Raw genomic sequence first — 20721 nt, forward strand, 5'->3', positions numbered from 1 at the left:
CGCCGGGCGCTAGGGTGGCGGCGACGAAGAGCAAGGGAGCGTGTCATGGCGGATTTTGGAGGCGACCTCGAGCTTGAGGACTTCCGCGTCGAGGCGCGCGCCTGGATCGAGGCGAACTTCCCCAAATCCCTGGCCGGCAAGGGCGCCGTGGCCATGTCGGAACGGCAAGGCCAGAGCGCTGACCTCGCGGCCTGGCGCGAGGCCATCGGCGAAAAGGGCTGGGCGACGCCCACCTGGCCGACCCAATACGGCGGCGGCGGCCTCGCTCCGCAGCAGGCCCGAGTGTTGCAGCAAGAAATGTCCAAGGCCGGGGCCTTCAACCCGCTGCTGTTCGGCATGGGCGTGACCATGATCGGCCCGACCATCCTCGACTACGGGACCGAGGCCCAGAAGGCCAAGCACATCCCGCCCATCGTCCGCGGCGAGGTGCAGTGGTGCGTCGGCTACTCCGAGCCCAATGCGGGCTCCGACCTCGCCTCCCTGCAGACCAAGGCTGTCGACGCTGGTGACCACTGGGTCATCAACGGCCAAAAGACCTGGACAAGCGGCGCCCAATACTCCGACTGGTGCGGCCTGCTGACCCGCACCGACCCCTCGGCCAGGAAGCATGACGGCATCTCCTTCATGCTGGTCGACATGCATCAGCCGGGCATCGAGACGCGGCCGATCGCGCTGATCGCCGGCGCCTCGCCGTTCTGCGAGACCTTCTTCACCGACGCCACGGCGCCCAAGGACGCGCTTCTCGGTCAGTTGAATGTGGGTTGGACGGTCGGCAAGCGCCTGCTGCAACACGAGCGGGCCAGCCAGACCGGCGCCGTCGGCGGCGGACGCACCGTGCCGCTGCACGAGGTCGCCAAGCGCTACGTCGCGGTAGACGCCGACGGCCGGATCGAGGACCAGGACCTGCGCACCCGCCTCGTCCGTCACGAGATGGACGCCAAGGTCCATGGCCTGACGCTGGCCCGGGTCATGGCCGAGTCCAAGGAGGCCAATGGCGCCACCAACGGCGCCTCGGTCCTGAAGAACTCCGCCACCCACGTCGCCCAGACCCGCGCCGAGCTCACGCTCGAAATCATGGGCGCGCAGGGCCTCGGCTGGGAGGGCGGGGACTTCACCCGCGAGGAGATCGAGACCGTCCGCGGCTGGCTCGCCGGAAAGGCGATGTCGATCTATGGCGGCTCGTCCGAGATCCAGAACAACATCATCTCCAAGCGCATCCTGGGCCTGCCGGACAACACCCAGTCGAGCTAGCTAGTCCTGGAGGCCCCGCATCCGGGCCTGAAGGGTCTTGAAATAGGGCGGGATGTCCTTGTGCTTGTAGGGCGCGAAGGTCGCCTTGGCGGTCTCCAGCCGGGCCTTCATGGCCGCGGCCATCTCCGGATGGGTCTCGGCGACGCTATAGTTCTCCGACGGGTCGGCTTTCAGGTCGAACAGCTCCTCGTAGCCCAGGAGTGACATCGGGAAGCGGTTGGCCCGGTAGTAGATGCCGTCGATGTACTTCCAGCCCTGGGTGCGGATGGCGATCGGGGTCTCATTGTCGAAGAGCACCAGTTCCTCGTGCGGCGAGGCCGCGCCCTCGCTCAGCACCTTGCCGATGTCCCGCCCGTCCAGCGTCACGCCCTCGAGCGGCGGCAGGCCGGCCATGGCCAGGAAGGTCGGCAGGAGGTCGATGCCCGAGATCATCGAGGAGACCCGCCGGCCGGCCCGCAGGCGTCCCGGCGCCCAGGCCACGAACGGCACGCGGTAGCCGCCGTCGAACCCGCCGCCGCCCTTGCGTTCCCTCAGCCAGCCGGGCGAGCCCTCGAACCAGGGGCCGTTGTCGGAGGTGAAGACCACCACCGTGTCGCGTTCGATCTTCAACGCCTTCAGCTTGTCGAGCAGCCGGCCGACGATGGAATCGATCTCCTGCACCACCGCTCCGTACGGCCCCGCGAAGGTCGAGGAGTCGAAAGGGGCGTGCGGGTGTTCCGGCAGGTGAGGCGCCGAGAGCGCCAGCTCCACGAAGAACGGCCGATCCTTGTTGGCCTCGATGAACTGCTCGGCGTGGGCGTAGAACTGCTGCTGGAGCTGCGGCAGGTCGGGCTCGCTCTTGACCGTCGCGTCCGAGCCGGCGTGCGCCTCGTAGAGCGCCAGCGGCTTCATGTCATGGCTGTAGGGGATGCCGAAGAAGGTGTCGAAGCCGTGCCGGGTGGGCGGCCAGGCAGGGCCCAGGTGACCCAGATGCCATTTGCCGAAGAGGCCCGTCGCGTAGGCGGGCTTCAGCGCCTTGGCGATGGTCACTTCGGAGAGCGGCAGGCCGCGGTCGTCCTGCTGCATGATCACCTCGTAGCCGAGGCCGGTGCGCACCGGATAGCGGCCGGTGAGCAGCCCGGCTCGCGAGGGACTGCAGAGATTGGCGGGCGCGTAGTAGTCGGTCGCCACCACGCCCTCGCGGGCCATCCGCGCGATGGCCGGCGTCTTGATGCCGCCCTGGGCGTAAATGCTGACGTCGCCGTAGCCGAGGTCATCGCAGAGCACGATCACGAAGTTGGGCGGCCGCTTCGCCGCCGCCGCCCGGACCGGACCGGCCAAGGTCGCCAGCGCCGCGCCGGCGCCCTGCAGCATGGTCCTGCGCTTCATCGGCCCCTCATCGTCCCGTTGCGCCGCCGAGCATGCTCTGGTTCAGCTTGGCCAACCACCGCTAAAGCGCCAACCTGCGCCATCGCCGCTCAGGGGATGTCGGCGGCTTTCTCGTGATTCGTGGAGTGATCGATGCGCCTACGCCACCTCGCCGGCCTGACCCTTGCGGGCTTCTTCCTGGCCGGCGCGGCGGCGGCGGCGCCCAGCCCGGCCGACGCCCGCTTCCAGGCGCTCTACAAATCCGAATGGGCCTGGCGGATGAATGAGTTCCCGGAGCGCGACAAGGCCGACGCGCCGATCCCCAACCGCCTGCCAAAGGTCGATCCGGCCAGCCAGCAGCGGCGCCTCGCCTACTGGCAGAACGTGCGTCACGAGTTGGCGAGCATCCCGGAGACCGGCCTGTCGGCCGACAACCAGGTCAACTACGAGGTCTACGCCGACCAGATCGACACCCTGATCTCGCAACAGAGGTTCCGCGAATACGAGAAGCCGTTCAATTCGGACTCCTCGTTCTGGTCCGGGCTGGGCTTCACCGCCTCGCGTAAATTCCACACCGCCCAGGACTACCGCAACTACATCGCCTTGCTGAACGACGTCCCGCGCTACTTCCGCGAGGAAGAGGACGAGATGCGCGCCGGCCTGGCGCGCGGCTTCACGCCGCCGCGGGCGACGCTGGTGGGACGCGACGCCTCGGTCTCCATCGTCTCGCAGGCCAAGGGCGCCGAGGGCACGAACCTGTGGAAGCCGTTCAAGGCCTTTCCGACGTCGGTGACGCCGGCCGAGCAGGCGCAGTTCCAGGCTGAGGCCAAGCAGGCGATCGAGGGCAAGGTGATGCCGGCCTACGCCGGCCTCCTGACCTTCCTGCGCCAGGACTACGTGCCGCGCACCACCGAGACCCTGGCGGCCGAGGCGCTGCCAGAGGGCAAGGCCTACTACCGGGCGCAGATCAAGGAATTCACCACCCTCGACATGGACCCCGAGCAGATCCACCAGCTGGGTCTCAGCGAGGTCGCCAAGATCCACGCCCAGATGCTGGAGGTGATGAAGGAGACCGGATTCAAGGGCGACTTCCCGTCATTCCTGACCTTCCTGCGCACCGACCCCCAGTTCTACGTCAAGGACCCGCAGGAGCTGCTGAACCGGGCCGCCTGGATCGCCAAGCGGGTGGATGGCAAGGCGTCGCAGTTCTTCGGCTGGCTGCCGCGCAGCCGCTTCGGCATCGAGCCGGTGTCGCCGGACATCGCGCCGTTCTACACATCGGCCCGCGGCGGGACCTCGACCTACCTGCTCAACACCTACGACCTTCCCTCGCGCCCGCTCTACAACCTGACGGCTTTGACCCTGCATGAGTCCGCGCCCGGCCACTCGTTCCAGGGCGGGCTGGCCGAGGAGCAGACCGGCCTGCCGGACTTCCGCCGCGAGGTCTATATCTCGGCCTATGGCGAGGGCTGGGCGCTCTATTGCGAGCGGCTGGGTGTCGAGATGGGCATGTACGACACCCCTTATGACCGCTTCGGCATGCTGACCTTCCAGATGTGGCGCGCCGCGCGCCTGGTCGTCGACACCGGCGTCCACCACAAGGGTTGGACGCGGGCCCAGGCGATCGCCTACCTGCACGACAACACCGCCCTCGCCGACCATGACATCGAGATCGAGGTCGACCGCTACATCTCCTGGCCCGGCCAGGCGCTCTCCTATTACCTCGGCATGATGGCCATCGTGGACGAGCGGGCGAAGGCCGAGAAGGCGCTGGGTTCGAGGTTCGACATCCGCGCCTTCCACGACACCGTGCTCTCGACGGGCGCCGTGCCCCTGCCCGTGCTGCGCGCGAGGATCGGCCGCTTCATCGCCGAGGGCGGCCGCGACCCCATGCCGGTGACCTGGCAGAAGGCGGCGCCGGCGGCCTCTCCGGTGCGTCCCTAGATGGGTGGCCGACCTGGGCTCGCATTGCCCCGGGGTTTCCGCCATGCATGATGAAACAACCTTGGCTGACGAGGCTTGCAGATGAACCGGTTGACCCTGGGTGCGCTGGCGGCGGCGACAGCCCTGCTGGGGGGCGCCGCGGCGGCGCAACAAGCCCCGCCCCCGGCCCCTGCGGCGCCCAACTTCGCGGCCACCGAGATCACCGCGACCGACCTCGGCCATCGGACCTGGATGCTGCAGGGACAGGGCGGCAACATCACGGTGATCGCCGGCGACGACGGGGTCATCATGGTCGACACCGAGTTCGCGCCCCTGCACGACAAGATCAAGGCCGCGGTCGGGAAGCTCTCCGACAAGCCCATCCGCTACGTCGTGGACACCCACCTGCACGGGGATCACACGGGCGGAAACCAGGCCTTCTCGCTTGATGGCGCGACGCTGATCGGACATGCGAACCTGCGCCGCAGCATGGCGGAGGGAACCACCAACGCCCTCACCGGGGTCAAAACCCCGCCCGCCCCGAACGGCGCCCTGCCCAGCCGGACCTATGCGGACCGGATGACGCTTTCCGTCCACGGACGCCGCGCCGAGCTGGTCCACATGCCGAACGCCCATACCCAGGGCGACACCGCCGTCTGGGTCCCGGACGCCGACGTGCTGGCGACCGGCGACATCGTCTCGGTGGGCGCGCGGTATCCGAACATCGACGTCGGCGACCGCGGCGACATCGACGGCATCGTCGCGGCGGTGGACGCCTTCCTGAAGCGATCCGACGCGAAGACCAAGATCGTCCCGGGCCATGGTCCGCTGATGAGCCGCGACGACCTCGCCAAATATCGGACGCTGGTGGCGGACGCCCGCGACGCCGTGGCCAAGCTGAAGGCGTCCGGCATGACCGAGGACCAGGTCGTGGCGGCCAAGCCGCTGGCGGCCAGCGTGCAGAGCCGCGCCGACGCCACCGACCAGCAGAGCGTCAGCTTCGTGCGGCTGATCTATCGCTCGGTCGGCGGCTGAACCTGGCCTAGCGGGCCTCCGGAAGGCCGAATCCACGCAGCGTGACCGCGGTCACAGGCCCCGGCGCGGCGACGATCCATTCTCTCCCTGGCCAGCGTGGGGTTTCCGCGACGGTCCGTAGGGGAGTGCGTGGCATGGATGACAGCAGGATCAACAGTGAAGTCGGGCGGCGGCTGCGGTCGCGCCGCCGGCTGATGGACATGAGCCAGAAGGAGGTCGCCCAGCGGTGCGGCCTCACGTTCCAGCAGATCCACAAATACGAGTCCGGGGTGAACCGTATCTCTGTGGCGAAGCTGATCCTGCTGGCGCACGCGCTGGACCTGCCGGCGAGCTACTTCCTTGAAGGCCTTGGCGTCGGCCTGGATCGCAACGCCGTCACGGGCCCGCCGGTGTTGAGCGTGGTCGAGGATAGCCGGTTCAGCCGGGACGCGGCGTGAGCCCGCCCGGCGCGGGACGCCGCGCATCGAAAAGGAAGCCCGCCGCCACGACCTACGTCGTCTGCGCCGTCGTCGCGATGCTGATCGCCGTACGGATCGGCGTCGTCTACCCCGCGGCCACGACCATCGCCCTGCTGGTCATCGCGTGCCTGGCGACCGGGCTTTGCCTGCTGGTGCCGAGGCCGCTCGAGCGGCCTCTGCCGCCGACCCGCCACGTCAGACATATGAAGATCGACGACACCCTGTTCTGAGTCCGCCGGCGCGCCGGTGCGAGGATCGATTCGCGACCGGCGGCCCAGGCCCGCGCGCCTGGCGATAGCCCTCGCGCGCACGACAACCCACGCTTGTCCCCGCACCCTCGCGGGCCGCTCCCGAAGCCGCCCGCAAACGGGCAGGCCGCCCGCGCCATGGTCCAATTTCGCTAAAGAATTCCGCATCGGACGCGCGTCCTCCGCAGACGCGGCGGATTAGCGCCATCCATAGGTTGCGTTGACTTAACGGTCATCGTGGCCCTATGGCCGGTGCGTCTCGAAGCTTGCGAGCGCAGGCCCGGCGGGCACATAAGCCGGAGGTGACGCCTGACCGCAGGACGTTCACCGAACGGGCGCACGAGGGCTGTATGTCATTGTCACCAGGGCGCCGAGGTCGCACCGCCCCCGGAGGGATGGGCGCTCGCTTGCCTGGGCCGGCCGCCGCGCCGGACCGCGGGGCGGCGCGTTGACGCGCGCCAAGGTTCAGCGCCGGCTGACGGCGATCCTGGCGGCCGATGTCGTCGGCTACAGCGGCCTGGTGGCGGCCGACGAGGCCGGGACCTTGTCCCAGTTCGCCGATCATCTGCGCGACCTGATCACGCCCCTGGTGGCCGAGCATGACGGACGAATCATCAAGACCACCGGCGACGGGTTGCTGGTGGAGTTCGCCAGCGTAGTCAACGCCCTGCAGTGCGCGATCCAGATCCAGGCCGGCGTGGTCGAACGCAACGCGCCGCTCGCCATCCACCGCCGGCTGGAATTCCGCATGGGCCTGCACGCCGCCGATGTGGTGATCGACAGCGGCGATATCTTCGGCGAGGGCGTGAACGTCGCCGCGCGGCTCGAGGGCCTCGCCGATCCCGGCGGGATCTGCGTCTCGGCCCGTGTCCAGGAAGACACCCACGGCCGGCTGGAGGTGGAGTTCGACGACCTCGGCGAGCAGATGCTGAAGAACATGCCGCGCCCGGTGCGGGTCTATCAGGTGCGCCGCGATGGCGCGCCGCCGCGGCCGGCCCTCCTGGCGCTGCCGGACAAGCCCTCCGTCGCGGTCCTGCCGTTCCAGAACAGGAGCGGCGATCCGGAGCAGGAGTATTTCGCCGACGCCATCACCGAGGACATCGTCACCGCGCTCTCCCGATGGCGCTGGTTCTTCGTCATCGGCCGCAATTCCAGCTTCGCCTACAAGGACCGCGACGTCGATGTGGCCCAGGTCGGCCGGGAACTGGGCGTGCGCTACGTCCTGCAGGGCAGTGTGCGGAAACTCGGCCGGCGGGTGCGGGTGACCGCGCAGCTGATCGAGGCGACCAGCGCCTCGAACATCTGGGCCGACAGCTTCGATCGTCAGCTGGAGGACCTGCTGGCGCTGCAGGACGAGATCACCGAGCAGGTGGTGGGCGCCATCGAGCCGGCGATGCTGCACAGCGAAGGCGCGCGCATCGCCCGCAAGGACCTGAAGGATTTCAACGCCCTGGATTGCTTCCAGCGCGGCATGTGGCACATGAACAAGGTCACCGAACCGGAGTACCGGCTCGCCCTGACGCTCTTCCGCGAAGCCATTGCGCGCGACCCTGACCTTGCCCTTGGACATATAGGCCTCGCCCGCGCCCTCTATGGCGGCGCCGTCTACGGATGGTCGACCGAAGCCCTTACCGACCTGATGGCGGCGCGGGAGGCGGCCCACACGGCGATCCGGCTGGATCCGCGCGACGCCTACGGCTACTTCGCGTCCTCGGGCGCTTCGCTCTTCCTGAGGCGGCACGGCGAGGCCCTGACCGAGGCGCGCAAGACGGTGGCGCTCAACCCCAATTTCGGCTTCGGCCACTTCCGGCTCGGCCAGGTGCTGATCTACGCAGGGCGTCCAGGCGAGGCGATCGCGCCGATAGAGCGCAGTCTGCGATATAGCCCCTACGATCCGCAGCAGGGGCCCATGCTGAGCCTGCTGGCGCTCGCGCACTACCACGCCGGGCAGTTCGAGGACGCCATCCGTCACGCGGAGAGCGCGACCGCGATGCGCGACGTCCGCGGCGCCGGCATCCTGGCCGCGAGCCTCGCGCGCTCGGGGCGCCTCGACGAGGCTCGCAGGGCGTTTCCCCCGCAGCTGGAACAGCTCGCCGCCGGCCGCCAGATGCGGCCGGGGCCCTACGCCCGCGAAAGCGACCGTGAGGATTTCATTGAGGGCTTGCGCCTGGCCGGCGTCGGGCCGGTCGTCCAGAAGGCGATCAGCTAGTCGTCCCCGATCACGTCGCCAGCGGATGCTTGTCGTCGGGATAGCGGCTCTTCAGCAGCACGGTGATGCCGCCGCGCGTCAGCTTGGTGTCCGGCGCCTGCCACATGTTGAGCTCGTAGTCGTAGCCCGGCGCCCAGGAGAAATTGATCGGCGTCGGCGGCGTCGTGGACAGCGCATAGTAGATGACGCTGCGCAGGGCTTCGCTGAAGCTCATCGGCATGTTGGCGATATAGCTCTTCCAGGCGCGGTGCAGCGGCGTGCCGGCGTCCTCGAGAAAACTCAGATCGAGCGGGTTGCCGTGGGCGAAGTGCTTCGCGCGCAGCGCCGCAAACTCTTCAATGCGATCGGGATGAAACTGGTTGTTGAGCCTGAGCGAAAAGGTCTGGAGCATCGGCATAGGAAAGCAGTCCCTCGTTTTGTCTTGGCCCCGGCGCGCCGGCGCGTCTGTTGAACCTTGAGTTGTTGGCCCCCGCCGGCCTTTTAGCTGTTCGCCTGGTTCGCCACCACCCCGAGTAGTCGATCCGGCGCCTGCAGGCGCAGGCCCGAGGGGGTGATGACCACAAAGCCCTCGGCCGCCCATTCGTGAAGTTTCCGGTTCACCTTCTCACGGGAGGCGCCGAGCCGGCGGGCCAGTTCCGCCTGGGTGAGCGTTATCATGCCCACCGCGTTCTGTTCGGCCAGGACGAGCTGGGCCAGGCGCCCGCCGAGCCCGAGCGTCGCCCGGGACTCCAGCGCCGCATTGGTCTTGCGCAGGCGCGTGCTCAGTTCGACCAGCAGGGCGACGGCCGCCTTGGGCTCCGCCTCCAGCCGGTCGAGCAAGGCGCTGCGCGGGATGCGCCACAAGCGCGAACGGCGGGTCGCGACCATGTCGGCCGATCGCGGCCCGCCGTCGAGGACGGCCATCTCTCCGACCACGGCCCCCCGGCCGAGCGCCACCAGACGCACGTCGCGCCCGGCTGGCGAGGTCGTCCGCACTTCGATCTCCCCGGTGAGGATCACGAAGACCGCATCGCCGGGATCGCCGGTCTCACAGAGGACACCGCCGGCGGCGAGGTCGATCGGCGAGCCGGCCTGCGCCAACGCCCGGCAAGCGTCCTGCGAAAAGGCTTTCAGAACCTCGGCGCCTTGCAAGGCTGCAAGGACTTGTTCGAGCGGATCCGAAGCCCGTGAGACCATACCGCACCTCCGAAGGTGCGCCGAAATACGTAAGCGTTGTTCGACGCACCATCGCCACCCTATCACAAGCGCGATTGTCGACGGACGCCCCCACAACGTCGTCGATGGCATGTCTACTTGGCGCCGCGGCTGGCGAGTTGCAGCGCCCCGGGCCTGGCGACCATCATGGCCTGGTCGAGCTGGTGAGAGGCCTTGCGGCTCATCTGGGCGACGCAGCCGCGCTGCAGCGCCATCTGAGTGAGGTCGATCCGTTCACCCGCGCCGCAGAACCGGCTGGCGGCCGTCTTGATGCGGTGGCGGGCGATGTCGGGGCCCTGGGCGCCGGCGAGGTTCAGGTCGCCGATACGGACGGTCATGACGGCGTCCTGGGCGGACGCGGCGGCGGGAACGCCAAGCGCGATCGCGACAAGCACGGCGCTCAGGCTGGAACGGGTCATTGGAAGCTCCTCGAAGCTTTACGGCGTCGCGGCTTGCGACGGCGTGCTTCCTAGGCCCTGCCTGCGCCCATCGCTGTGACCCGGGTCACGCTCGAGGCCGGCGGTGCCGAATGCAAAAAAGGCAGCCCTTTCGGACTGCCTCTAGCCGCTTCCATCTGTCCGCGCAGGACCGAAATCCTGGGAAGCGCCGCGGGGCCCCACGCCCCGGCGTTCGAGTGATCGACCGCCGTTGGATAACGTGATCGCCCGGCCGGCGGCGCCTTGCAAGAGCCTGCACGCAGGATGCGAAAAGTTCGCCGTAAGCTGTGGTTGGGACGCAACGCCCAGAAATGGCCCCAATCGCGGCCATCCACGGCCACATCCGCACGGTTAATGGGGGCAGTCGGCTGATCGGCATCCGGTCCGGATCCTGAACAGCCCCCCCAGCCCCCCTGATTGGGCGCAGGTCAGTCGACGCTTCTCCCCCAAATCCCCAGGTTTTCAGGCGCTGCGAGTTTGCCGCTGCGCCCCGCCCTATCGCCTGTCTCCCAAAGTCCCGCTAAATGCCGGACCCCTTGAGGGCGGTCGGAGGACGCGGCGCATGCATCTGGGACTGGACGGCAAGGTGATCTTCATCGCCGGCGGCAGCCGCGGCATCGGGCTCGGCATCGTCGAGGCCTGCCTGGCCGAGGGCGCGAAGCTGGCGATCACCGCGCGCGGCGCGGAGGCGCTGGAGGCCGAGCGTGCGCGCCTGGCCGCCATCCATGGCGAGCACCGCATCATCGCCATCGCCGGCGACATGCGCGAGACCGCGGTGATCGACGCGGCCGTAGCCCGCACCGAGGACAGCTTCGGCCCGATCTTCGGCGCCGTCGCCAACGTCGGCCTCTACCCCTGCCCGCCCGGCATCGAGGTGGACGACGACACCTGGGACAAGGGTTTCACCCAGAACCTGGATTCGGCCTGGCGGCTGTCGCGGGCGGCGCTGCGGCGCATGACCCCGCGCGGCGAGGGCTCGGTGCTGCTGATTTCCTCGATCGCCGGCCTCGGCGCGCTTGGCACCGGCCTCACCTACGGCACGGCCAAGGCCGGCATGAACCACCTGACCAAGGAGCTGGCGAAGATCGCCGCGCCAGCGGCGTGCGGGTCAACGCCATCGCGCCCGGCAACATCATCTTCCCCGGCGGGACCTGGGAGGAGAATTCCACCGGACCCAGGGGCGAGGCCTGGATGCGCTGGGTGAAGCGCGAGGTGCCCCTGAACCGCTTCGGCCGGCCCGAGGAGATCGGGGCGGTCGCGGCCTTCCTGCTGAGCCCACTGGCGAGCTTCGTCACCGGCGCGGTGGTCCCGGTGGACGGCGGCCAGACGCGATAGGCCGCTTACAGCCAACGCTCCGCTCGCGCCTGCTTCCGAGTCCCGCTATTAGCCCGCCATGAGCCCAGCGCCCGCCAAGACCATGGCCGAAACGGCCGCCGAATACGGCCTCAGCCGCGCCGAATATGACGTCATCATCCAGCGCCTGAACCGCGAGCCCAGCCCGGTGGAACTCGGCGTCTTCTCGGTGATGTGGTCCGAACACTGCTCCTACAAATCCAGCAAGAAGCACCTCGGCAAGTTCCCCACCACCGGCCCACGGGTGATCTGCGGCCCCGGCGAGAACGCCGGGGTCATCGATATCGGCCCCGACGAAAACGGAAAGCCTCAGGCCTGCATCTTCAAGATGGAGAGCCACAACCACCCCTCCTACATCGAGCCCTACCAGGGGGCTGCGACCGGCGTCGGCGGCATCATGCGCGACGTCTTCACCATGGGCGCGCGGCCGATCGCGCTGCTGAACGCCCTGCGGTTCGGCGATCCCAGCCATCCGAAGACCAAGCGGCTGGTGTCCGGCGTGGTGGCCGGCATCGGCGGCTACGGCAATTGCGTCGGCGTCCCCACGGTGGCCGGCGAGACCAACTTCCACCGCGGCTACGACGGCAATATCCTGGTCAACGCCATGTGCGTGGGCCTGGCCGACGCCGACAAGATCTTCTACTCCGCCGCCCCCTCGCCCGGCCTGCCGGTGGTCTATTACGGCTCGAAGACCGGCCGGGACGGGATCCATGGGGCGACCATGGCCTCCGCCGAGTTCGACGACGCCTCGGACGAGAAGCGCCCCACCGTCCAGGTCGGCGACCCCTTCGCCGAGAAGCTGCTGATCGAGGCGACGCTGGAGCTGATGGCCTCCGGCGCCGTGGCCGCCATCCAGGACATGGGCGCGGCCGGCCTCACCTCCTCCTCGGTCGAGATGGCCGGCAAGGGCGGCGTCGGCGTCGAGCTCAATCTGGACATGGTGCCCCAGCGCGAAGAGGGCATGAGCGCCTACGAGATGATGCTGTCGGAGAGCCAGGAGCGGATGCTGGCGATCCTCAAGCCCGGGCGCGAGGCCGACGGCGAGCGGATTTTCGCCAAGTGGGGCCTCGACGCGGCCACCATCGGGTGGACCACCGACACCGGGCGCCTGGTGCTGACCCACAGGGGCGAGACGGTCTGCGATGTGCCGCTGGCGCCCCTGTTCGACGACGCCCCGCTCTACGATCGGCCGTGGGTCGCGCCGAAGCTGCAGCCGCGCCTGGCCGCGGCCGACGTGCCCGCGCCCGACGACTACGCCGGGGCGGTCCTGAAGCTGATGAGCGCCCCGGACATGGCCTCCAAGCGGTGGCTCTGGGAGCAGTACGACCGTCACGTCATGGCCGACACTCTGGAAGATAGCGCCACCGGCGCCGACGCCGGCATCGTGCGCGTGCACGGCGGCCGAAAGGCGCTGGCCATGACCTCCGACGTCACGCCGCGCTATGTCCAGAACGATCCTTACGAAGGCGGCAAACAGGCCGTGGCCGAGGCCTGGCGCAACCTCACCGCCGTGGGCGCCGAGCCCATCGCCATCACCGACAACCTGAACTTCGGCAATCCCGAGCGGCCGGAGATCATGGGCCAGATCGTGCGCGCCATCGAAGGCATGGCGGAGGCCTGCCGGGCGCTGGACTTCCCCGTCGTGAGCGGCAACGTCAGCCTCTATAACGAGACCAACGGAGCGGCCATTCCACCGACACCGACGGTGGGCGGCGTCGGACTGATCGCCGACTATGCGCGGCGCGCGGACTTCGCCTCGATGACCTCAGGCGACGCCCTGGTGCTGGTGGGCGAGACCCGGGGCGAACTCGGCGCGTCCATGTATCTGCGCGAACTGCTGGGCCGCGAGGACGGCGCCCCGCCGCCTGTCGATCTCGCCGCTGAACGCCGCAATGGTGACTTCGTGCGGAACCTCATTCAGTCCGGGCAAGCCTCTGTTGTACATGATCTTTCGGATGGCGGACTGATCGCCGCCGTGGCCGAGATGGCGCTGGCCGCCAAGGTCGGGGCCCAGCTCCTCGTGGACGATGACCTGCCGCCGCACGCCTGGCTGTTCGGCGAGGACCAGGCCCGCTACCTGGTGGCCACGCCGGCTCCCGACGCGCTGCTCGCCGCGGCCGAGGCCAGCGGCGTCCCGGCCCGCATCGTTGGCGAGGCCGGCGGCCAGGTCCTGGCCCGCCCGGGCCTCTTCAGTCTCGACCTAGAGCGCCTGCGCACCGCCCACGAGGGTTGGATGCCCGGGTTTATGGACGCCTGATGCCCAGCCGCGCCGCAGACGCCAGCTTGGTCGGCCAGCCGGGCTCCCGCGCCATGATCCCCACACCGGCCGCCGTCCTCGACCTCGACGCCTTCGACCGCAACGTCGCCAAGATGGCCGCCCGCGCCAAGTCGGCGGGCCTGGCGCTGCGGCCCCACGCCAAATCCCACAAGTGTTCGGCCATCGCGCACCGTCAGATCGCGGCCGGCGCGGTCGGGATCTGCTGCGCCAAGCTCGCCGAGGCCGAGGCCATGGCCGCCGCCGGGATCGGCGCGATCCTGGTCACTTCGCCGATCGCCGGCGCCGCCCAGGCCGAGCGCGCCGCCCAGCTCGCCCAGACTGTCCCCGACTTCAGGATCGTCGTCGATCACATTGACGGCGCTGCGGAATTGGGCGTGGCGGCGCGAGGTCCGATCCAGGTGCTGATCGACGTCGATCCCGGCATGGGCCGCACCGGGGTCCACGACCCCGCCCAGGCCGTCGAGGTGTTCCGCGCCATCGCCGCCCAGCCGAACCTGACGTTCCTCGGCGTCCAGTGCTACGGTGGCCACTGGCAGCACATGGAGGGCGGCAATGCGCGCGCCGCCGCGGTCGCCGACGGCATGGCCTATCTCACGACCGTCATCGCGGCCCTGCGCCAGGCGGGCGCCGACATCGGCGTGGTCACCGGCGGCGGCACCGGTACGTTCGAGGCCGACGCGGCCCAGGGCGTCTTGACCGAGGTGCAGGCCGGCTCCTTCGCCTTTATGGACCGCGAGTACCGCGACGCGCTGAAGGAAGACGCCGACGGGGCCTTCGAACAGGCCCTGGCGATCGCCGCCACGGTGATCAGCGCCAATCATCCGAAGTGGGTCACCGTCGACGCCGGCCTCAAGGCCTTCGCCACCGACGGCCCCCTGCCCGCCGCCCTCACGCCGAAGTTCGCGGCGAGCGACTATCGCTTCTTCGGCGACGAGCATGGCCGGCTGATGCGACCCCCTTCCGGTCAAGACGGGGGCCAGCCGGTCGCGCGCGGCGAGCGGGTCGATTTCGTCCCGCCCCACGTCGATCCGACGCTCGACCGCTACGACGTGATCCATTTCGTCCGGGGCGATGTGCTGGTCGAGATCGCCCCGATCGAAGCCAGGGGCGCGTCGCAGTAGGCCCGCGCGGCTTCAGTTCAGCGCAGCGCCCGCCGACGACGCCTGGGTCAGGAGCGACCGCCGCCGCCCGCGGGCCTCGCGCCGATAGACCGCATCGTCCGTGACCGCCTCGGGCGCGGCCGCCGCAGGCGCGGTCCTCGCCAGTTCGATATGCAGGTGCGCGCCCTGAGGGCCATGCGCGCCCTCGGCCAGCACGCGGGAGAAGCCGCCGCCGGCGCTCTTCAGCTTGGCCGCGGCGGCCCCCAGCGGCATGCGGTCCACGACGGCGTCATAGGCGCCGGGCGAGTCCGCGCCGCCGATCGAATGGTATGAGACGCGCCCCGGGGCGACGGTTCCGGCGCCTTGCCGGCGCAGGGCGTCTTCCTGGGCCTGCGAACGATAGCCGCTGGTCTGGCGCCACCGCCCCGCCCCAAACACCCGGTCCATGGTCGTGCGGAAATCCTCCCCCGAGGCCTTGGTCGCGGTCGCCTTGGCGTGGCGTCCGGGGTGCGCGGCGGCGAATTCATCGCCCGCCGAGACGATCTGGATCGCCGCCGCCGCCCCCGTCGCCGGGCAAAAGGCCAGCAGGGCGGCCGCGCAGAGCCATCCCATCGGCAATTTCGTCCCGAAAAACCTCATGGCGCCGCCGCGGCTCCTTACGTCCGGCGGTCGGGCCGCCATCCCCTGTGCAGGCACGATAGCGGCAATAGGCTTTCCAGATGTTGACCGGCCGGGGCAGAAAACAGCCACCAAGCGCGATGCTGTAAGCGGCCGCGCGAGGCGCGGCCCAGTGGCCCTGACTGCAAGCAAAGGTAAGTGAAGACCGTTTTGCCCGCTTCTCGCGCATCGGCAGACAAGGTGCTCGAAATTCCAGCAGCGAATTTTACTGTGTATTTAATCCTTTTTTAACGTTAAATACTCGGGGAAGCTGTCCGCGCCACCTTGGGGCTGGATTGGCGGCGGGGCGGTTCTGGTATGCGTCACAATGCGGTCATGGGTGTTGTCGCCATCGCGTGCGTCGCGGTGGTCAGCGCGCCCATGCTTGGTCCGATGGGGCGGCTGCATCACAGCGGCGAGCAACTCTTCGCCAACAACCGGCATGCGGCGAGCATGAACCTTGCGGTCTACGATCCGCTCGACGACGGTGCGGAGGGGCCGGTTCTGACCCTGGCGGAAGCGGTGGGTGGCGCCGGCGGCTTCGCCGCCCTGCCCAAATATGCTCCGGAACGCCAGGACGACGCCATCGACGCGCCGACCGCGCCCGCCGTCCTGGGCCGGCCGGTCTCGGGTTTTGGCGCGATCGCCCGGGGCTCCGCGGCGCCCACCAAGGCCGCGCCGGCGAAGGCCACGGCGCCGCCCGACACACCGGCCCCCGCCCCGGCGCCGCAGAGCGCGCCCGCCCCGGCCTCGCAGTGGGTGGCCGCGTCCACCCCCGTTCCGCCGCCCGTCACGCCCGATCCGCCGGTCGTCCCAGACCCCCCCGTGGTGGTGGTGACACCGGTCGTGGTGATCATTCCGCCGGTGGTCACGCCGCCAGCGCCGCCGGCGCCGGAAGTCCGCACGATCCGCCTCGCCGCCGCACCGCCGGCCCCGGCGCCCGAGCCCGCGACCTGGGGGATGATGGTGCTGGGCTTCGGCGCCCTGGGCGCCGCGCTCCGACGGCGGCGCGGCCGCGCGGGGCAGGATTGGCGCGCCGGACAGGTCGTCGGGCGCTGATCCACACGCGCCGCGGGAGCGGGGCGACACAGGTTTTGGGGGTGCTGCGCTATGTTTTCCTGGATGTATGACTATCCCACCTGGTTGGTGGGCGGCTCGTTCGGCCTGGGCGCCATGGCGCTCAGTCTCGCCGGCATGTTCCTGGTGCGGCCGCTCTTCCACAAGTGGATCCACGGGCAGGACCGCACCAACGAAATGGTGTCCCTGAACATCGCGAGCTTCTCGGTCTTCTACGGCATCCTGCTGGGGCTGGTGGCGGTCGGCGTCTACGCCAACTTCCAGTCGACCGGCGACCTCATCGAGCGCGAGGCCTCAACCCTGTCGGCGCTCTACAGCGACACCAACGCCCTGCCCGAACCCAACCGCACCCAGCTGCTGGCCGATCTGCGGGCCTACGCCAAGGAGACGATCGAGAAGGACTGGCCGACCCAGCGCAAGGGTCTCGTGCCTACCGGCGGCACCGCGATCGTCATGACCTTCCAGAAGCATCTCCTGGCGGTGCATCCGACGGTCAAGGCCGACGAAATCGCCTACGCCGAGGCCGCCGGTCAGTTCGAGAAGCTCGTCGAGCTGCGAAGTAACCGGCTGGTCAAGATCACCGCGGGGATCCCCGATCTTCTCTGGACCGTGCTCCTGATCGGGGCGGCTTTCACCGTCGGGATCATCTGGATGCTCGACATGCAGATCAACGTCCACGCCATCCTGACGGCGATCCTGTCGATGTTCCTGGGGATCGTGATCTTCCTGGTGGCCGACATGGATAAACCGTTCCGAGGTGACGTGCTGGCGACGTCCGACGCCTATGAGCTGGTCTACAACGGCCTGATGCAGGCCCGTTAGACACGGCCCTTACCCGGCGATTTCGGCTCGGCTATCGTGACCGCCGGGGGGGAACCGACATCCATGCCGCGCCATCTGACCGCCGCGCTCGTCGCAGCGCTTGCCGCCCTTTCGCTCGCCGCGCCCGGTGGAGCCCAGCCGCCGGCCGGCCCGCCGCCGCCGCCCACGCCCAAGCCCGGATTTGTCCTGCCGCCGGAGAATTCCGCGGGCCTCTATCCGATCAACGGCGAGCCGATCTTCAAGGCCCGGTGCGCGGCCTGCCATGAGCCGGCGGTCGACCGCGCGCCCAACCGCCGCGAGCTCGAGGCGCGCAGCCCCGAGGACGTCTACGACGTGCTGACCGCCGGGCGCATGAAGGCGATGGCCCAAGGGATGAGCCAGGCCGAGATCTACGGCGTCGTGCGCTTCATCACCGGCAAGTCGCCGACACCGCAGGTCGCCCAGGGACCCGATCCCAACCTCTGCAAGACCAACGGCCCGCTGCAGCCGAATGGGCCGCAGTGGAACGGCTGGGGCCGCGACCTCGCCAACAGCCGCTATCAGCCGAAGCCCGGTTTCACCGCCGCCGACCTCCCGCGCCTGAAGGTGAAATGGGCCTTCGCCTATCCCGGCACGAAGAACACCGAGCCGCTGATCTTCGGCGACCGGCTGTTCGTGGCCAGCCTCGGCGGCAAGGCCTATTCGCTCGACGCCAGGACCGGCTGCGTCCACTGGCGCTACGACTTCAAGGGCGGGGCCCGGGCCTCGATGAGCCTGGGGCCGCACCCCAAGGCGGCCAGCCGCTACGCTCTCTACATCGGCGACGACCGGATGTTCGTTCACGCGCTCGACGCCGGCTCCGGCCAGGAGCTCTGGAGCGCCCGCGTCGATGACCACCGCGTCGGGCGGATCACCGGCTCGCCGGCGCTCTACAAGGGCGTCCTCTATGTGCCGCTCTCGGCCTCCGAGGAGAGCCAGGGCAACGTCGGCGCCTACGGCTGCTGCACCTTCGTCGGGACCGTCGTGGCGCTCGACGCCGTCACCGGCAAGCAGCTCTGGAAACAGGCCATCCTCGACGACAAGCCGCATCCGACGCGCAAGAACTCGGCCGGCACCCAGATGTACGGCCCGGCCGGCGGGGCCATCTGGTCGGCGCCCACCATCGACGCGAGGCGCGGCCAGCTCTACGTGGCGACCGGCGACAGCTACACCGAGATCGACCATCCGACCTCGGACGCCGTGGTCGCCATGGACCTCCTCACCGGCAAGATCCGCTGGGTCAACCAGGTGCTGGCCAAGGACAACTTCATGTCCGGAACCGTCAACGGCCCGCTCGGCCAGCGCGGCCCCGACTACGACTTCGGCTCCTCGCCGCAGCTCGTCGACCTGCCCGGCGGCAAGGCGCTGCTGGTCACCGGCAACAAATCCTCGATCGTCTACGCCATGGACCCGGTGAGCGGGAAGACGCTGTGGGCGACGCCGAAGCTCGGCAGCGGCGGCGCGGGCGGCGGTGTCGAATGGGGCCCGGCCACCGACGGCAAGGTCCTCTACGCGCCCCTCGCCGACAATCCGGCGCGTGGCCGCCCGGGCCTGGCGGCCCTCGACGCCGCCACCGGCAAGCTGCTCTGGCAGGTCGACGCGCCCAAAGGGCTGCCCTGCAACGTGCCCTCCGGCCGCTGCCTGCCGGGCTATTCCCAGGCTGCCACCGCCATCCCGGGCGCGGTGATCGCGGGTGCGCTCGACGGCCATCTGCGCGCCTACGCCGCGGCGGACGGCAGGCTGATCTGGGACATCGACACCACCGCGCCGATCGACACAGTCAACGGGATCAAGGCCGCGCCCGGCGGCGCGCTGGACATGGGCGGGGCGACGATCGCGGGCGGCATGCTCTTCGTCCATTCGGGCTACAACGGCACCGCCGGGGCGAGCAACCTGCTCTTGGCCTTCTCGTCCGATGGCAGGTAGCCGCCCCCGCGGAAGCGTTGACCGCCGCGCCGGATCGCGCACCCTCGCGCCAATGATCCGCACCATCGTCCTTTGGGCGCTTGTCCTGGCCGGCGGCGCCTTCGCCCTGCAGTGGCTGGAGTACCAGTACATGGCGCGGGCCTTTTCGCGGGATATCTACATCGCCGTGATCGGCACGGCCTTCGCCGCCGGCGGCGTCTGGCTGGGCTGGAAGCTGACCTCGCGGGCCGCGCCCGCGCCCTTCGCCCTCAACGCCGCCGCCCAGGCCTCGCTCGGGCTCACCGGCCAGGAGATGAAGGTGCTGGAGCACCTCGCGGCGGGCCAGTCCAACAAGGAGATCGCCCGCACGCTCGGCCTGTCGCCCAACACGGTGAAGACCCACATCGCCAACCTGTTCGCCAAGCTGGAGGTCGCCCGACGCACCCAGGCGATCGGCAAGGCGCGCGACCTGCAGCTGATCCCGTGATCCACGCCGGCCAAACGGGCGAAACGCACGATCTCACCCTTTCGGGCGATAGCCTCCCGTCACGGTTCGTCGGAGCCTGCCCGCGAATGGCAAAGGAGCCCACACCATGATCCGCCTCATCCTCACCTACGGCCTGATCTCGGGCTTCGCCGTCATCGGCGTCAGCGTCTTTGTCATCGCCAACTTCGGGGATGGAATCGACAACGGCCTGGGCCTCTGGTTCGGCTACCTGACCATGCTGGTCGGGCTGTCCTCGATCTTGGTGGCGGTGAAGCAGCACCGCGACCGGGCGCTGGGCGGCGTGATCCGGTTCTGGCCCGCGCTGGGGCTCGGACTGGCGATCGCAGTGGTCGCCGGGGTCGCCTACTGCATCGGCTGGGAAATCTACATGGCGGCGACCCACTACACCTTCATGGACAAGTACGCGGACTCGGTCCTGGCGGCCAAACGCGCGGCCGGCGTCAGCGGCGCGGCCTATGCCAAGGCCACCGCCGAAATGGACGCCATGCGCAAGAGCTACGCCAACCCGATGATGCGGCTGGGGATGACCTTCCTGGAGATCTTCCCGGTCGGCGTGCTGGTCGCGCTGGCCAGCGCCGCCCTGCTGCGCAACCCGAGGTTCCTGCCCGCGCGATCGCGCCCGCTCGTCGCCTAGGTCGCCACGCAGCCTGTCGATGACGCCTAGCGGAAGGCCCTGCCCGGCCATAGGCTCCGGCCCATGGCCGCCAATCGCTACTGGACCCGATCCGACGCGCCACTGGGCGCCTGGCCCGAGCCGGGCGCCTTCGTGCTGCGCGAGGCGCCGATGCCCGCGCCCGGCCCCGGCCAGGCGCTGACGCGGACCATCTACGTCTCGCTCGACCCCTACCACTCATGTCCATTTGTCAAGCTGTGAGGCACGGTGAAGCGCCCGGCCGATGGG

The 20721-nt window shown here is 69.4% G+C and carries 19 protein-coding genes and 1 pseudogene; 15 read left to right on the forward strand and 5 right to left on the reverse strand.

The features are described from left to right. The first annotated feature begins 45 nt into the window (after positions 1-45). Positions 46-1251 (forward strand): acyl-CoA dehydrogenase family protein, encoded by a 1206-nt coding sequence (locus tag ACESMY_RS16625; RefSeq protein ID WP_372785729.1) that lies wholly within the window; start codon positions 46-48, stop codon positions 1249-1251. Here the strand turns inward: ACESMY_RS16625 and ACESMY_RS16630 are convergent, their stop codons facing one another. After that, a complete protein-coding gene (locus ACESMY_RS16630; RefSeq protein WP_372785730.1) occupies positions 1252-2619 on the reverse strand; it encodes a sulfatase-like hydrolase/transferase in 1368 nt (455 codons plus the stop codon). A gap of 132 nt (positions 2620-2751) precedes the next feature. Between ACESMY_RS16630 and ACESMY_RS16635 the strand changes: the two genes are divergently transcribed. The 5 genes from ACESMY_RS16635 to ACESMY_RS16655 all read left to right on the forward strand — a co-directional run bounded on the left by ACESMY_RS16635 (position 2752) and on the right by ACESMY_RS16655 (position 8471). Continuing rightward, a complete protein-coding gene (locus ACESMY_RS16635) occupies positions 2752-4542 on the forward strand; it encodes a DUF885 family protein (RefSeq protein ID WP_372785731.1) in 1791 nt (596 codons plus the stop codon). Between the two features lie 81 nt (positions 4543-4623). After that, positions 4624-5556, forward strand: coding sequence for an MBL fold metallo-hydrolase (locus ACESMY_RS16640; protein ID WP_372785732.1), 933 nt, complete (start codon positions 4624-4626; stop codon positions 5554-5556). 134 nt (positions 5557-5690) lie between these two features. Next, entirely contained in the window at positions 5691-5993 is a 303-nt protein-coding gene (locus ACESMY_RS16645; RefSeq protein ID WP_372785733.1) for a helix-turn-helix domain-containing protein, read from the forward strand. Beyond that, a complete protein-coding gene (locus tag ACESMY_RS16650) occupies positions 5990-6244 on the forward strand; it encodes a hypothetical protein (protein ID WP_372785734.1) in 255 nt (84 codons plus the stop codon). Before ACESMY_RS16645 ends, ACESMY_RS16650 begins: the two co-directional genes overlap by 4 nt. Positions 6245-6710: 466 nt before the next feature. Next, entirely contained in the window at positions 6711-8471 is a 1761-nt protein-coding gene (locus ACESMY_RS16655; protein WP_372785735.1) for an adenylate/guanylate cyclase domain-containing protein, read from the forward strand. Between the two features lie 10 nt (positions 8472-8481). Here ACESMY_RS16655 and ACESMY_RS16660 read toward each other — a convergent pair whose 3' ends face one another. From ACESMY_RS16660 to ACESMY_RS16670, 3 genes are all read right to left on the reverse strand, one after another. After that, positions 8482-8868: a hypothetical protein gene (locus tag ACESMY_RS16660; protein WP_372785736.1), complete on the reverse strand. Its 387-nt coding sequence runs from the start codon at positions 8866-8868 to the stop codon at positions 8482-8484. An 83-nt stretch (positions 8869-8951) separates the two neighbouring features. Further along, positions 8952-9647: a Crp/Fnr family transcriptional regulator gene (locus ACESMY_RS16665; protein WP_372785737.1), complete on the reverse strand. Its 696-nt coding sequence runs from the start codon at positions 9645-9647 to the stop codon at positions 8952-8954. Between the two features lie 113 nt (positions 9648-9760). Continuing rightward, positions 9761-10084 (reverse strand): UrcA family protein, encoded by a 324-nt coding sequence (locus tag ACESMY_RS16670; protein WP_372785738.1) that lies wholly within the window; start codon positions 10082-10084, stop codon positions 9761-9763. 580 nt (positions 10085-10664) lie between these two features. Between ACESMY_RS16670 and ACESMY_RS16675 the strand changes: the two are divergent. The 3 genes and pseudogenes from ACESMY_RS16675 (at position 10665) to ACESMY_RS16685 (ending at position 14854) form a co-directional block, all read left to right on the forward strand. Continuing rightward, positions 10665-11437: pseudogene (locus ACESMY_RS16675) on the forward strand (SDR family NAD(P)-dependent oxidoreductase). Positions 11438-11495: 58 nt separating this feature from the next. Continuing rightward, a complete protein-coding gene (purL, locus tag ACESMY_RS16680; protein ID WP_372785739.1) occupies positions 11496-13712 on the forward strand; it encodes a phosphoribosylformylglycinamidine synthase subunit PurL in 2217 nt (738 codons plus the stop codon). Further along, positions 13712-14854 carry an alanine racemase gene (locus tag ACESMY_RS16685; protein WP_372785740.1) on the forward strand — a complete coding sequence of 381 codons (1143 nt, stop codon included), beginning with the start codon at positions 13712-13714 and terminating at the stop codon, positions 14852-14854. Before purL ends, ACESMY_RS16685 begins: the two co-directional genes overlap by 1 nt. A 12-nt stretch (positions 14855-14866) precedes the next feature. Here ACESMY_RS16685 and ACESMY_RS16690 read toward each other — a convergent pair whose 3' ends face one another. Further along, complete coding sequence (locus ACESMY_RS16690; protein ID WP_372785741.1) at positions 14867-15445, reverse strand: hypothetical protein; 579 nt, start codon at positions 15443-15445, stop codon at positions 14867-14869. A 363-nt stretch (positions 15446-15808) separates the two neighbouring features. Between ACESMY_RS16690 and ACESMY_RS16695 the strand changes: the two genes are divergently transcribed. The 6 genes from ACESMY_RS16695 (at position 15809) to ACESMY_RS16720 (ending at position 20694) form a co-directional block, all read left to right on the forward strand. Then, complete coding sequence (locus ACESMY_RS16695) at positions 15809-16549, forward strand: PEPxxWA-CTERM sorting domain-containing protein (RefSeq protein ID WP_372785742.1); 741 nt, start codon at positions 15809-15811, stop codon at positions 16547-16549. A gap of 51 nt (positions 16550-16600) precedes the next feature. Then, complete coding sequence (locus tag ACESMY_RS16700; protein WP_372785743.1) at positions 16601-17389, forward strand: hypothetical protein; 789 nt, start codon at positions 16601-16603, stop codon at positions 17387-17389. A 63-nt stretch (positions 17390-17452) separates the two neighbouring features. Beyond that, positions 17453-19333, forward strand: coding sequence for a PQQ-binding-like beta-propeller repeat protein (locus ACESMY_RS16705; protein WP_372785744.1), 1881 nt, complete (start codon positions 17453-17455; stop codon positions 19331-19333). Positions 19334-19385: 52 nt separating this feature from the next. Beyond that, a complete protein-coding gene (locus tag ACESMY_RS16710) occupies positions 19386-19799 on the forward strand; it encodes a response regulator transcription factor (protein WP_372785745.1) in 414 nt (137 codons plus the stop codon). A gap of 106 nt (positions 19800-19905) precedes the next feature. Beyond that, the gene (locus tag ACESMY_RS16715) at positions 19906-20454 is read left to right on the forward strand and encodes a DUF4199 domain-containing protein (RefSeq protein WP_372785746.1); all 549 of its coding nucleotides are present in this window, start codon (positions 19906-19908) and stop codon (positions 20452-20454) included. A 63-nt stretch (positions 20455-20517) separates the two neighbouring features. Next, a complete protein-coding gene (locus tag ACESMY_RS16720) occupies positions 20518-20694 on the forward strand; it encodes a hypothetical protein (RefSeq protein ID WP_372785747.1) in 177 nt (58 codons plus the stop codon). Positions 20695-20721 lie beyond the last annotated feature (27 nt).

It is taken from the genome of Phenylobacterium sp., assembly GCF_041691455.1.
In the GTDB taxonomy this organism is placed as follows: Bacteria; Pseudomonadota; Alphaproteobacteria; order Caulobacterales; family Caulobacteraceae; genus Phenylobacterium.